Genomic DNA, 13255 nt, shown 5'->3' with positions numbered 1-13255 from the left:
ATAATATGATTGTACTTGACGATTTAGACAATAAGTTACTAGAACACTTTAGAGGGTTTGTAGTTAAAAAAGACTTAGTTCGATCTTTAAAAGTTGGCGCAAATGTTCCAGTATTTGTATTGGAATTTCTAATTGCTAATTCCTGTTCCACGGATGACGAAGAAAAAATAAAGCAAGGAATGGAGAATGTGAAAAGCATTCTTTCCAAGCATTATGTGAACCCAGAAGAAAGCAACCTCATCCAGTCAAGAATAAGAGAAAAAGGAAGCTATAAAATCATCGACAGAATATCGGTGAAATTAGACACTAAAAAAGACGTCTATTGGGCAGATCTGCAAAATAGTAATATTCGAGACGGGGTAATTTCTGACGCAATGGTAAGTGCCCACGATAAAATGTTGATGGGTGGTATATGGGCCATTATAGATATTGAATATGACGCTTATAGTAAGGAAGGCGCTACGCTCCATCCCTTTCTGATAAAAGATATTAAACCCATTCAATTATCTTCATTTGATAACTCCAGACTAATTTCAAAAAGAAAGGAGTTTAGTAAGAGTGAATGGTTAAACCTTCTCCTGAGAAGTTGCGGTTATGAGCCAGAGTCCGAAGGAATGACACACCGAGTTAAAATGCTATTGCTATCGCGACTATTACCAATGGTCGAAGCAAATTTCAACTTTGTTGAACTAGGTCCAAGATCAACTGGAAAATCTTTCGTTTACAAAGAATTAACGCCCTATGCGGTGCTTATTTCTGGCGGACAAGGAACAATTGCAAAATTATTCGTTCACGGCTCTACAGGCAAGGTAGGAGCTGTAGGGCAATGGGACGCTATCTGCTTTGATGAAGCAACGGATAAAATATTTAAAGAGCGCGATGCCGTTCCTTTAATGAAGGATTATATGGAATCTGGATCCTTTTCTAGAGCTGGTGCAGGTGGTGAAATAACAGGTGTAGCCTCAATCATTCTCAATGGAAATATTAATCAACCTATTGAAACTGTCTTACAAACAAGTCATTTATTTAGCGCTCTATCTGACGAAGTAAATAATGACACTGCTTTTTTGGACAGAATCCATTTCTATCTTCCGGGATGGGAAATGATTAAATTTTCACCAGATAATTTCACTGATAATTTTGGGTTCAGTACAGATTACTTTTCAGAGTGCCTTAAATCATTCAGAAAAAGTACTTATACAGATACTTTAGAAGACTATTTCACTTTAGGTTCCCACCTAAAGCAACGTGATACAAAACCAGTAAAAAAGACGGTTTCAGGATTCATCAAGCTAATGCATCCCGATGGTGACTTCACAAAGGAAGATGTAAGAGAATATCTAGAACTAGCTATAGAAATGCGTAGAAGAGTAAAAGAACAGCTCAAGCGCATTGGTGGAATGGAATTTTGGGACACAAACTTTTCTTATATCGATAAAGAGACCCAAGATGAACATTACATAGGATTACCTGAAGAAAAAGGATCTCACCTAATAGAAAACACGCCCTTGCAACCTGGCGTATGTTACACCAGCACAAGTGATGGGGATAATTTGGCTCTAGTTAGAATTGAGGTAGTCATAACTTCCGGTTCAGGAAAACTTAATATTACCGGGGTTAGTAACAACCCAGTAAAAGAAAATATAAAAAACACTTTTCTTTATATTAAAGCCAATGAAAAGACCATTTTGGATGAACAACATTCTCTAAAGAATTTTGACGTTTCTGTACAAGTAACAACCTTGTTAGGATCCAATGTTTCCTCTGGTATTGGCTCGGCAGTCTATATCGCCATTATATCCTCTATCTACAAAAAGAACTTGAAACCAGGATTAGCTGTCTTGGGTAACATATCCGTTGGTGGCGCAGTTGAAAGAGCTATTAACTTCACAGACAAAATCACAATGCTCTCGGAGAACGGCGCAAAAACCGTTATTGTGCCAATGGATAACCTAAACGAAATACCCAACGTCCCCGCCACAGTATTAGGCAATACAGACGTTCCATTTTATTCCAATAATCAAATGTTGATGCAGAAAGGGATTCTTGTGGATTGATGTATAATAGATAAAGATTATGATAAATATAAACAGTGAATCAGAATTTGAAAGTCACATAAGGAATGAAGTATTGCCATTGTCAATAAATGAAAACTACAAGCTATTTGATTTCAAAAAAGCGGTAGATTTATTAATTGCCAGAAACGGTCAAAATCCTAAACTATTTTTCTTAGAAGTCAAGTACCATCAAAAACATCATGGACATCTCGGGGTAGGACAGGGTAAGGGTGGTGGGTTTCAGCCAGAGGTGTTAAGAGATAAGTCCGACTATTTTGAAACGAATATGAGATGGATTCTCGGATCAGAGGGAAGCGATGATTATTGGTTTGTTGATAATGCAACAATTCGGAAATACTTAAATGCGGGTGTCATTGGTCCAAAATATAATGGCATTAGAAAAACATTTTTTACTGAAGTCTCCTCTATTGCTAAATCTGAATTAATTATACAAATACAAACTTGGATAGAACGTTAAAAAGTTATGCCAGAATGAGATATTTTTCAATAAACCAATTGTGAAAATTATTTATTTAAAATTTTAGTTACAACTATTAAATTGTTAGCTTTTATGGATTATGAAGCTCTACTAAAAAAAATACAAGCCAGAAATAGGTTCTCTTTGGAAAGCTCCAAGTAATAGTTAGACAAATAGTTTCCCCCGCTGGTGTGCGATTGCGTCGCGTTCTAAAGGATAATCTTCAGTTATTAAATATAAATATACTTAATTCAACCAACAGGATTTAGTTATTGAGTATGTCTTGATGGTTTTCTAAATACTGGTTGTTTTCTTTTAAACAATCCCAGAATGTGTTGAGGTTATTCATAATGCCTTATTTTTTTAGTTAGCGTTTGTCTTGGGAATATTCACTAAAAGCTAATAGATTAAACATTTGACGCATGCGATAACGTACGCGGACGCAATAGCTTTCCTGGATTTCTGCGACGTTTAGGTTGGTGGTGCAATGGGTTTTATCGCTTTTTTATTTGAAAAGGCAATATACTAACTGAAGTTATACTGTTATATAAACAAAAAAGCTGACAGGCTTTTTTGGTGTTTCGGTAAATTTGTATAAAAGCTATTGGAGACGAGTTTGATTGTTCACCTTAGCATTTTGTTGTCGCCTGTTTCTAAAACTTGAAATTGGTTGATTTACTTCCTGCTAATCTTAACTTGTCAATTAACTCAATAAAAAAATCATATAAGTATCGTCTTCTTACAAAACCTTGATCATCTACATATGACTCTTGCCTCCTCTTCACCTCTGCTTTAAACACATAACTTTCTTTATTGAATTCGACCCTAAATCCATTTTCGGAATTTCCCAAATAAGCTCTATCCATCATTTTCCTAATTGATTCACTATTATATGGAGGTTGTAGCCTTAAATGTGCTGCATTAGTAGTAAACCCTTCTTTTACCTTATCATTGAATAAAGAACTAAAGAATTCAGAGATTTTGTCGACATTATCAGTCGTGCTTCCATTAATTTTAATAGAATAAGGTTTTCCATCAGAGTTATTTTTAATAGTTGGGAACCCTATTAATTCGCCCTCAGAAGTGAAAATTGTTATCTGTTTATAATCATATTTCTCAACTAAAAGATCAACCTTGTTCTGTGGTAAACCTTTATTACTATTATTATTGCCTATACTTCGAAATTCGTTTTTCAATTTCAAAATATCAGACTGGCTTAAGGAAAATTGCATAATTACAATGTCATTTACTTTTAACAAAAGAAGTTTATCTTCTGGAATGAAAGTTAACATGTGTTGTCTATCGAGTTTTCCAAAGCCAAGGACATGACCATTTTCAACCATAATAAATTTAGTGAAATTAAATAATTCTTTCTGATTTAATTTAGTGTTATAAATTATAGCTGTAGATCTTTTATTGTCTATTTCAATATACCCAGATTCATAAATGGTTTTAACATGCTCCATCTTTTTATTGGAAGAATTTTGTTTCCAAGCATCAAAATTCGAATAATTAATATTGGTTTGGCAATAGCTTTTAATAAAAAATAGCCCAATAATCAATAGAAATTTAAGGTTTTTCATAAATATTTTAATATTTTTAAAACTTGTATTATAATTCTGGTGCACGTCAAAATTATTGTGATTTTCATACTCAAACATTTTATTCGTTTGCAAAGAGATTTACAAGTTTTTCCAGTGTGGAGAATGTGCTACAACAAATGATTCAACACGGCTAATTACATTTATCTGTATTGACCGTCAAACATATTCCTTTTCAATACATTTCCCTACAATTAATATTAAAAATCATTCACGTTAAACTGATATCATCTTAATCTTACTAAAGGCCTCAAAAATACCCGAATTAAATTTTTGCCGCATCCTAGGGCGGACACACGTGCCATTTCGCTTTTGAATTTCTGCTTTGTTGAGGTTGGCGTGCATTGGCTTTTGTCGCTTTTAAAATTCATAATCAAACTTTTCAACTTCGAACACAACACCAACAAGTTATCCACATACTACAATTAATAGCAACAAATGGCTACAATTACGGGTAATTTTGCAGAATGGAAAAGAATATTTTGCATCTCGATTTGGATACTTTCTTTGTGTCGTGTGAGCGATTGATTGATAGCAGACTGGCTAACAGACCGTTATTAGTTGGTGGCGCGGGAGATCGAGGTGTTGTTGCGGCTTGTAGTTATGAAACGCGAGTGTTTGGCGTGCATTCGGGAATGTCGATGAAGGTGGCGCGTAATTTATGTCCGGAGGCTATTGTGATCCGAGGGGATGCTTCTATTTACACCAAATATTCGCATTTGGTTACGGAGATCATTAAGGAGAAAGTTCCGGTATTTGAGAAAGCAAGTGTTGATGAATTCTATGCCGATTTGACTGGGATGGATAAGTTTCATGGCTGTTATAAATATGCTTCTGAGCTCAGGCAGAGTATCATTAAAAATAGCGGTTTGCCAATCTCGTTTGGATTGTCGGTCAATAAAATAGTTTCTAAAGTTGCCACTGGAGAGGCGAAACCCAATAACCAATTGAAGATTGATGCGGGTTTTGAGAAATCATTCTTGGGGCCTTTATCCATTAGGAAGATACCATCTGTGGGAGAAAAAACGTATCAGGTGTTGCGAAATTTAGGCGTTGATAAAGTTAGAGTGGTACAACAAATGCCCATCGAAATGATGACCAGCGCATTGGGTGCCAATGGTGCCACCATTTGGAAAAGGGCTAACGGTATTGACAATCCTCCGTTGGTGCCGTTCCATGAACGCAAGTCCATTTCAACAGAACGCACTTTCAATAAGGATACTATAGATGTCAAACAGTTGCGAACCACCATTTTTGCGATGGCTGAAAATTTGGCTTTTCAGTTACGGAGAGGGAATAAAATAGCTGGGGTGATTAGTGTGAAAATTCGGTACTCAGATTTTAATACGTATAGCAAACAGGTTAAAATTCCTTACTCCAGCGCAGACCATGTTATCATTCCGAAAGTGATGGAACTGTTTGAACAATTGTATCAACGGCGGTTGTTGGTTCGACTTGTCGGAGTAAAGATCAACGATATAGTAAGCGGTCACTATCAAATTAATCTATTTGATGATACCGAAGAAATGCTCAGTCTTTATAATGCCATGGATCATATTAGAGGCCGTTATGGCGAAGCCAGCATTATGCGCGCCTCGTCAATGGGCGCCAATTCTATAGGAAGATTTGACAATCCATTCAACGGCGAACCGCCAACAGTATTAGCTCATAGAAACCAGTAATGTATCTCAACTGTCATTCATACTATTCCCTACGCTACGGCACGTTTTCTGAAATTGAACTTTTAGAACTTGCCAAAACAAATGATGTCCAGTCTTTAGCATTAACGGACATTAATAATACCTCGGCATGCTTAAATTTCATCCGAAAAGCGAAGGATTATGATATCAAGCCTGTGGTTGGAATTGACTTTAGAAATGGGAACAAGCAAGTGTATGTAGGTCTTGCCAAGAACAATGAGGGATTTAAAGAACTCAACGCCTTTCTATCCCATCATTCGGAAAACAAAATTAAATTGCCTGAGCTCGCTCCTACTTTTGAGAATTGTTATATAATTTATCCTTTTGAGCATGTTCTGCAATTAGAAAAAACTGAATTTTCTGATAACGAATTTATTGGGGTGTCGATTGAAGAGTTGCGGAAACTGCGGTTCTCTAAATTGAAAAACCTAGAAAGAAAATTAGTGGTTCTGCAGACCGTTACCATAAGAGGAAAAAAGGATTTCAATGCGCACCGGCTTTTACGAGCTATTGATAAAAACACTTTATTGAGCAAACTTGATAAATCGGAGGAATGTAAGTTGACTGAAAAAATGATTCCTTTGGATGAAATCAATGAAGCTTTTGCTGATTTTCCACATATTATTGAAAACACGAATCGGATCTTAAATAGCTGTCATATTGAATTTGGCTTTGGAGAACATCGGGTTTCACAAAATTTAAAGCTTTATACGGATTCCGCTGAGAACGATTACAAACTTCTAGAAAAACTATGTCACGATAATTTACACAAACGTTATTCCAGTCCGAATGAGGTAGTTTTAAACCGGTTAAAAACCGAATTGGACACTATAAAATCTTTGGATTTTGTGGCCTTCTTTCTGATCAATTATGATATCGTTTCCTATGCCAACAGCAAAGGTTATTTTCATATAGGGCGTGGTAGTGGCGCCAATAGTATTGTGGCCTATATCATTGGGATCACCGATGTTGACCCTATTGAATTGGATTTGTATTTTGAACGTTTCATAAATCCGTTTAGAGCTTCCCCACCTGATTTTGACATTGATTTCTCCTGGAAGGATAGAGATGATGTGACGGATTATATTTTTAGACGGTTTCCTCATACTGCTCTAATGGCCACGTACAATACTTTTAAGTATCGAGCGGTAGTTCGAGAATTGGGAAAAGTCTTTGGTTTGCCAAAGGAGGAAATTGATAAATTGAGCAAAGGGAATTACGCCCTTTCACAATTAGATGACATCTCACAGCTTGTTTTACGATACGGCAAATTAATTGAGGGATTCCCCAACCATTTGAGTGTTCATTCTGCTGGGGTGCTTATTTTGGACCGACCGGTGCATTATTACTCGGCAACCGATATGCCACCAAAAGGATTTCCTACGGTTCAGTTTGATATGATCATCGCGGAAGATGTTGGGGTCTTCAAATTCGATATTTTAGGTCAGCGGGGATTGGCCAAGATTAAAGATGCTTTGGATATTATTAAAGAAAACAGGCCCGAAGTCCCTCCTATTGACATTACCAATGTTGAAGCTTTTAAGAAGGACAAGAACATCAATGCGCTTTTAAAATCGGGAGGTGCCATTGGTGCCTATTATGTCGAATCGCCAGCCATGCGTGGATTGATGCAGCAGTTACAGACCCAAGACTATATAGGATTAGTTGCTGCTAGTTCCATTATTAGACCAGGTGTTTCAGGATCTGGGATGAAAGAGGAATTTATTAAGCGCCACCGGTATCCTGAGCAGCGAAAAAATGCCCATCCGATACTGATGCAAATAATGCCTGAAACTTATGGTGTGATGGTGTATCAAGAAGACGTCTTAAAAGTTGCCAATCAATTCGCCGATTTATCGCTTGGTGAAGCTGATGTATTACGACGAGGGATGAGCGGTAAGTTTCGATCACGTCAAGAATTTGTTGCCGTAGAAGAAAAGTTTATATCCAATTGCAGAAAGAAAGGCTTTACGCATGAATTGATTTTTGAAGTCTGGAATCAGATTAAAAGTTTTGCCGGTTATGCTTTCGCCAAAGGCCATTCCGCATCATATGCCGTGGAAAGTTACCAGAGTTTATATCTGAAATGTTACTTTCCTTTGGAGTTTATGACTGCCGTACTGAACAATGGCGGTGGTTTTTATAGTGTGGAACATTATTTACACGAAGCACAGAAACAGGGCGCGACCATTTGTGCGCCGTGCATTAATAACAGTGAGCATCCGAACCGATTGATTGGTACCTCCATTTATTTAGGTTTTGGATACTTGAAGAATTTAGAGACTTATACCGTGCAACGGCTTTTAACGGAAAGGCAGTGGCATGGTGCATTTAACTCCCTGGATGATTTTATAGATCGCGTCACCATAAGCATCGAACAGCTGACTATTTTAATTCGGATAGACGCTTTCCGATTTACAAAACAATCGAAAACCGAATTGCTGTGGCAGGCCATTTTTAAACTGAATGCCGATGGCGTCAAAAGTCAGCAAGAAAAGTTGTTTAAAATCCAGCATAAGGCATTCAAGTTGCCCAAACTAAATAGTAATTGGATTGAAAATGCTTACGATGAAATGGAGCTGCTGGGCTTTCCTTTATGTAATTACTTCAATCTTGTTAATGGCGAAATGGCCAATGGCGTTTTGGCGATTCAGATGAAAGATTATATAAATAAAGAGGTTGTGATATATGGCAGTTTGGTTACGACTAGATTCAACAAAACGTCTCAAGGTAAATTAATGCGGTTGAGTACTTTTATTGATTGTAACGGCGACTATTTTGATGCCGTACATTTTACTGATGTCGTAGAGAAATACCCAATTAATGGATTGGGGGTTTATGCTTGTTATGGCCGAATAACCGATAGGTTTGATTTTTATAGCATGAATGTGGTTTGGAGTCGTAAAATGGGGATACTGGAGGATCCGAGGAATAATTGATTGCTACAAAATTGGTGTAACATGCTGTTAAGGTTGATTAAAATAGTTGCAGGTAATTCGCAATACTCCTAACTTTAAAATAAAAAATCATGTGTTACGATATTAGAGCGACCGTAGAAACCCAATTGAAACGCGCCAAAACAAAGGGTGATGCAAAAGCCGTTGATGAAATTATGGAAACCTTAATTCCGTTGACCGATTTGCCGATCCATCACAGCTCAGGATTTTCGCATCCGGAATTGTTGATCTATACAGATCGTTCTCCGGATTATCCTGAAGTGGCCACTTGGGGATTGGTTCCGCATTGGGTGAAAAATGAAGCGGATATGAAAAAGAGTTGGAACAACACTTTGAATGCCCGCGGGGAAACCATATTTGAATTAAATTCGTTTAGACGGGCTGCCAATGGAAGCCGTTGCTTAATTTATATAGATGGGTTTTATGAACATCATCATTTTGAGAAAAAGACCTATCCTTTTTATATCTATAAGAAAGACTACTCCCCGATTATTTTAGCTGGACTTTTTAATGAGTGGGTCAATCCTGAAACTTCTGGAAAAATGAATACGTTCTCGATTGTGACGACCACGGGAAATCCGCTCCTGGCTAAGATCCATAATAACCCGAAACTTAAAGAAGCGAGAATGCCTGTGATTCTGCACGAAGAATTAGCAGATCAATGGTTGACCAAATTAGAAGGCAATAAAGACCGGAAGTTTATTAAGGAGCTTATTCAAGCATATCCGCAGGAAGAATTGGAGGCGCATACGGTATCAAAATTGAGAGGTAAGGAATATATGGGGAATGTCCCAGAGATTAGTGAGCCTGTGAATTATGCGGAGTTGGTGATTTAGGTTTGGTTTGAGTGATTCTTACAACATTGAATACTTTAAGCCTAGGATTATAAAACTAATTATCTTAATCACGACACTCCATTCATCAATCGACAGTTAGCACAAAAAAACTTATTCTTTAATCTATATTATTACATTAATAAAATATTTACCAAATTTGAATGCCTTATGCTCATTTTTAACTTCTCTCTCCAAAAGATGTAAATTTACCGTACTTAAATCAATCATCTACTCCAGATTTTATAGATAAAGCCAGTCAAATATGTTACAGCCCAAATAATACTCTCTTTAGGTCTGCAGGCACTTTGTTTTCTTTATTGACAATATTAAATGCTAATTTAACATCTGATATATTATCGTTGATTACTTTAAAAGTATCTTTCGTTTGATTTTTAACACCAGCGCATGAGGAATTTGCTGTTTCAGAAAGATCATTCGTAAATTTTTCATATCCATTTATACTATTTTCAATATCAAGTAGAATTGATTCATATTCGCTTAATTGAAATTTCACTTGCTCTATGTAATATGAGACATTATCATCCTTATTTGTTGAGTAATTAATAATTCCGATTTTTGTGGTATCTGAGAGTATAGAATTGAAAAAGGATTCTCGAGTTTGATTTAGAAAATTATTACCATGAGTGGTTTTACTAGTAATGTAAGCATCATAACCAGAATTATAACCGATCGATTGAAGATATAAATCAAAAAAACCCTTAAGCTTTATATTATAATTATCAATTTTATCTCTTAGAGTTTTAATTGTTGAAACATTAACCTTATAATCCGTCTCAGCAGTTGTAATGAAATTAATAACACACATCATTTTGTCGAAATTCTGATTGTTAATCGCACTCTTATTGTTATACTTAGCAATAAAATAAGAAACAATAGAAAGTCCCGAATTAACTACAGGATTACTTAAATATGGAACTGTAGATGAAATATTAGAAAGGTCTTGTGAAATATCGGGTATTGGCTTTCTATCTTTAAGGGAATTTAATGTTGTTTTCAAAGGTGTAGTAAACTCAGGATAAGTCATAGGATTAATCAAAGCACCAAATTGTGATTGCAACACTAATTGCTTATACGAAAGATTAAAGTTGTTTGTTTCTTTAATAATATGATACAAAACATTTTCACCAGCCTCAAATCTTTTATCTAGCACATTCATATCGCTTTTGAATTTTTCGATATTTGCAGTTTTAAGCACTTTATTTAAGTTGTCTTTTGTTACACTACCCTCTAATGACTCCAGCCTTTTTTGAAGATTAGTATTCTCGACTTTAATGTCGGTTACAATATTCTGTAATTTATTCAGATCTAGATTTTCTATTTTTTTTATAGTATCTGACTGAGCAAATGTCTTACCAACTATTAGAATGAGAATTGATGAAATGAGTAATATTGCTTTTTCCATTTTGAGATATATTTAGTTGTTTTCTTTGCAAATGTTGGAAATATCAGCAGGGGTGTTGATCTCAATAAAATTTTTGATAATTAAATATGTTCGAATTTTTTTTTAATCATAGCTAAGCTACATCAAAAATACTTAAAATCAATACATTAGAATACAATAATTATGAAATTGCATATTATATCTTTTTGCGGACGAAAAATTATAGATAATAAAACTAATTCCACATCTCTTATCCACACTAGACGCCTTGAACCAAACTAAATGAAAAAGCTCCCACATTCTGGAGCGAACCCGTAAGCCGTTGCGTTCTTGGATTTCTTCGGCGTTGAAGTTGGTAGTGCAATTTGTTTTGACTCTCTTTTTATTTGATATATCTGTGCGTGTAATTTAAATTGGCCTGGAAGCGAACAATTTTATTCCATGGTAAATGTTTGAAAAAACAACTCCATGTCATGGGCAGGAATGAGTCCCTCAATATTTTTGGGGATCTGCTCCAATGTAAGTTGGTCAATCTTTGAGTAGACATAATCGGCGCCCAATAGATCCTCAAGCAGGATGGCCATGGCCTGATATAACAACACCTGGGGATGTTTCCAGAATTCAGAGAGATAAATTGTAATATCAAACATCTCGGTATCCGAACAGTAGTTGAATGGGGCAAACATGAGATCGCTGATCTTGATTTTGAAGTCGCCAAACTCATAGTCAGGATCGGTGCCCTCAATGATTTTGCTGAGTTTACGTTTTGATCGTTTTTTTAGAGAAAATTTCCATTTGGGCAATTCCGGGGCTTTGCTAAGAAGATAGTTTACCATCACAACCACACTCCTATCCCCACTTGAAACGAACTTTAGTTTGTTTTTCTTATTTTCTTCTGTAGCGTACTTTATAAAAAAGGTTAAATTAGAACTATAATAACTAAGTTCTTCTTGGGCTTCTAACATCAAATATCCGATCTTATCGAAGTCGTGCGGATTTTCTAAGTTTTGGTGGTTTTCTTTAAACCAATTCCAGAAGTGGTTATGGTTGCCCATAGTGTTAGCAGTTTAAGTTGAGCCAAGGCATTAATAAGAACTAATATACTGAATGAAAACGATTTAACTACACGTAAATTGAAATAAAATCCGTTAATCAAATTACGTTCAGAGCCTCTTATCCACACTAGACGCCTCAAACCCCACCAAGTTAAAAAGCTCCCGCATCCTGGAGCGGACACGTTCGCCGTAGCGTTCTTGAATTTCTTCAGCATTGAGGTTGGTGGTGCAATGGGTCTTCACGCCTTTTTCTTTGAACAGGTCGTAGCGTGAGATTAATATCTCGCCTAGGACGTTGCAGTCTTTTCCGAAGTGGGTGCCTATATTTTCAACACCCAAATCATCGAAGCAATAATCTTTGGCATCGCAATAATCTTCGATCATTTTGTAACCGATGGCGTTAAAGCCAAAAACGATGTTTCTTGCCGGAACGATATTATACTTTCTTTTGTGCGGCACGAGATGCGGCAACAACATCATCATAGTCGTTTTGCCACAGCCAACAGGTCCTGAAAGCAACAATCCTTTGTCTATATCGATTCCGAATTTAAGAGCGAACTCCCGATCTTGAATGAAGTAGCTGGATAATTTGAGAATCAGTTGGTGATCCTCGTTGTAAATTTTAAAATTTTTACCGAACATCAATTTCCCTTTGACCTGGAGGTAAAGTAAAATTTTGTCGAAATTGTAGTTAATGACTTTACCGTCTAGCGTACCGAGTTCGAATTGCGAAGCTCCTTCGTAAATCACGCTTGGGTTGCTCATGTTGTAATTTGAAGAAAAGTGTTTCATTTTTTAGAGTTTAGGAATTCTGGTTGTGACCTCAAGAAAAATTAAAGGGGCTGGTTGTAATCTTTATTTCGAGTGGTATGGAGGTTGTCCCGATTTTGGGACAGTTGGGGAACCATTTTCAATTGTTTTGTTTTTTAAGGCAATTTCAGCCGCTTTAATCATCCAATTTTTTGCGGTGGCCTGCCAATTTTCGATTTGGACTTTACCTCCCAATTTCCAACCTGTCGCTTCGTAGTGATTAAAAAATTTTGCAGCTTCCATTTCCGACCATTTTTGTTTTTTAAAAAAATCTAAAACTTGATTTTCATTTTTTGGCTTTTGTAGTTTATAACTGTTTACTATTGTTTTATTATGTTTATATAAACGTCCCACTACTT

Annotated in this window: 9 protein-coding genes and 1 pseudogene; 5 read left to right on the top strand and 5 right to left on the bottom strand. The window is 36.2% G+C overall.

The annotated features are described in order from the left end of the window. Positions 1–5 precede the first annotated feature (5 nt). Positions 6–2057: a protease Lon-related BREX system protein BrxL gene (brxL, locus tag ESZ48_RS06585; protein ID WP_129016550.1), complete on the top strand. Its 2052-nt coding sequence runs from the start codon at positions 6–8 to the stop codon at positions 2055–2057. Between the two features lie 19 nt (positions 2058–2076). Further along, complete coding sequence (locus tag ESZ48_RS06580; RefSeq protein ID WP_129016549.1) at positions 2077–2535, top strand: hypothetical protein; 459 nt, start codon at positions 2077–2079, stop codon at positions 2533–2535. 653 nt (positions 2536–3188) lie between these two features. On the opposite strand, the gene ESZ48_RS06570 is transcribed toward ESZ48_RS06580, so the two are convergent. Further along, entirely contained in the window at positions 3189–4118 is a 930-nt protein-coding gene (locus tag ESZ48_RS06570; protein ID WP_129016548.1) for a hypothetical protein, read from the bottom strand. 485 nt (positions 4119–4603) lie between these two features. Here ESZ48_RS06570 and ESZ48_RS06565 point away from each other — a divergent pair, with 485 nt between their 5' ends. The 3 genes from ESZ48_RS06565 to ESZ48_RS06555 all read left to right on the top strand — a co-directional run bounded on the left by ESZ48_RS06565 (position 4604) and on the right by ESZ48_RS06555 (position 9629). Then, positions 4604–5818, top strand: coding sequence for a DNA polymerase Y family protein (locus ESZ48_RS06565; RefSeq protein ID WP_129016547.1), 1215 nt, complete (start codon positions 4604–4606; stop codon positions 5816–5818). Then, positions 5818–8775 (top strand): DNA polymerase III subunit alpha, encoded by a 2958-nt coding sequence (locus ESZ48_RS06560; protein WP_129016546.1) that lies wholly within the window; start codon positions 5818–5820, stop codon positions 8773–8775. The genes ESZ48_RS06565 and ESZ48_RS06560 overlap by 1 nt, the downstream gene beginning before the upstream one ends. Before the next feature lie 89 nt (positions 8776–8864). Then, positions 8865–9629: an SOS response-associated peptidase gene (locus tag ESZ48_RS06555; protein ID WP_129016545.1), complete on the top strand. Its 765-nt coding sequence runs from the start codon at positions 8865–8867 to the stop codon at positions 9627–9629. Between the two features lie 265 nt (positions 9630–9894). Here the strand turns inward: ESZ48_RS06555 and ESZ48_RS06550 are convergent, their stop codons facing one another. The 4 genes and pseudogenes from ESZ48_RS06550 to ESZ48_RS19530 form a co-directional block, all read right to left on the bottom strand. Continuing rightward, a complete protein-coding gene (locus ESZ48_RS06550; RefSeq protein WP_129016544.1) occupies positions 9895–11052 on the bottom strand; it encodes a hypothetical protein in 1158 nt (385 codons plus the stop codon). 413 nt (positions 11053–11465) lie between these two features. Continuing rightward, positions 11466–12086, bottom strand: a complete 621-nt coding sequence (locus tag ESZ48_RS06545; RefSeq protein WP_129016543.1) for a hypothetical protein — start codon at positions 12084–12086, stop codon at positions 11466–11468. A gap of 108 nt (positions 12087–12194) precedes the next feature. After that, positions 12195–12878, bottom strand: coding sequence for a P-loop NTPase family protein (locus tag ESZ48_RS06540; RefSeq protein WP_223266382.1), 684 nt, complete (start codon positions 12876–12878; stop codon positions 12195–12197). A gap of 63 nt (positions 12879–12941) precedes the next feature. Then, positions 12942–13255 (bottom strand): annotated as a pseudogene (locus ESZ48_RS19530) (hypothetical protein); the annotation flags it as partial.

Source organism: Gelidibacter gilvus (assembly GCF_004115975.1).
In the GTDB taxonomy this organism is placed as follows: Bacteria; Bacteroidota; Bacteroidia; order Flavobacteriales; family Flavobacteriaceae; genus Gelidibacter; species Gelidibacter gilvus.
Note: the sequence above shows the minus strand (reverse complement) of the source record. Positions and strands in the feature narration are given on the sequence as shown.

Excerpts from the sequence above, each read along its gene's own strand:
- brxL (WP_129016550.1), top strand. The coding sequence starts at position 6 with ATGATTGTACTTGACGATTTAGACAATAAGTTACTAGAACACTTTAGA.
- ESZ48_RS06580 (WP_129016549.1), top strand. The coding sequence starts at position 2,077 with ATGATAAATATAAACAGTGAATCAGAATTTGAAAGTCACATAAGGAAT.
- ESZ48_RS06570 (WP_129016548.1), bottom strand. The coding sequence starts at position 4,118 with ATGAAAAACCTTAAATTTCTATTGATTATTGGGCTATTTTTTATTAAA.
- ESZ48_RS06565 (WP_129016547.1), top strand. The coding sequence starts at position 4,604 with ATGGAAAAGAATATTTTGCATCTCGATTTGGATACTTTCTTTGTGTCG.
- ESZ48_RS06560 (WP_129016546.1), top strand. The coding sequence starts at position 5,818 with ATGTATCTCAACTGTCATTCATACTATTCCCTACGCTACGGCACGTTT.
- ESZ48_RS06555 (WP_129016545.1), top strand. The coding sequence starts at position 8,865 with ATGTGTTACGATATTAGAGCGACCGTAGAAACCCAATTGAAACGCGCC.
- ESZ48_RS06550 (WP_129016544.1), bottom strand. The coding sequence starts at position 11,052 with ATGGAAAAAGCAATATTACTCATTTCATCAATTCTCATTCTAATAGTT.
- ESZ48_RS06545 (WP_129016543.1), bottom strand. The coding sequence starts at position 12,086 with ATGGGCAACCATAACCACTTCTGGAATTGGTTTAAAGAAAACCACCAA.
- ESZ48_RS06540 (WP_223266382.1), bottom strand. The coding sequence starts at position 12,878 with ATGAAACACTTTTCTTCAAATTACAACATGAGCAACCCAAGCGTGATT.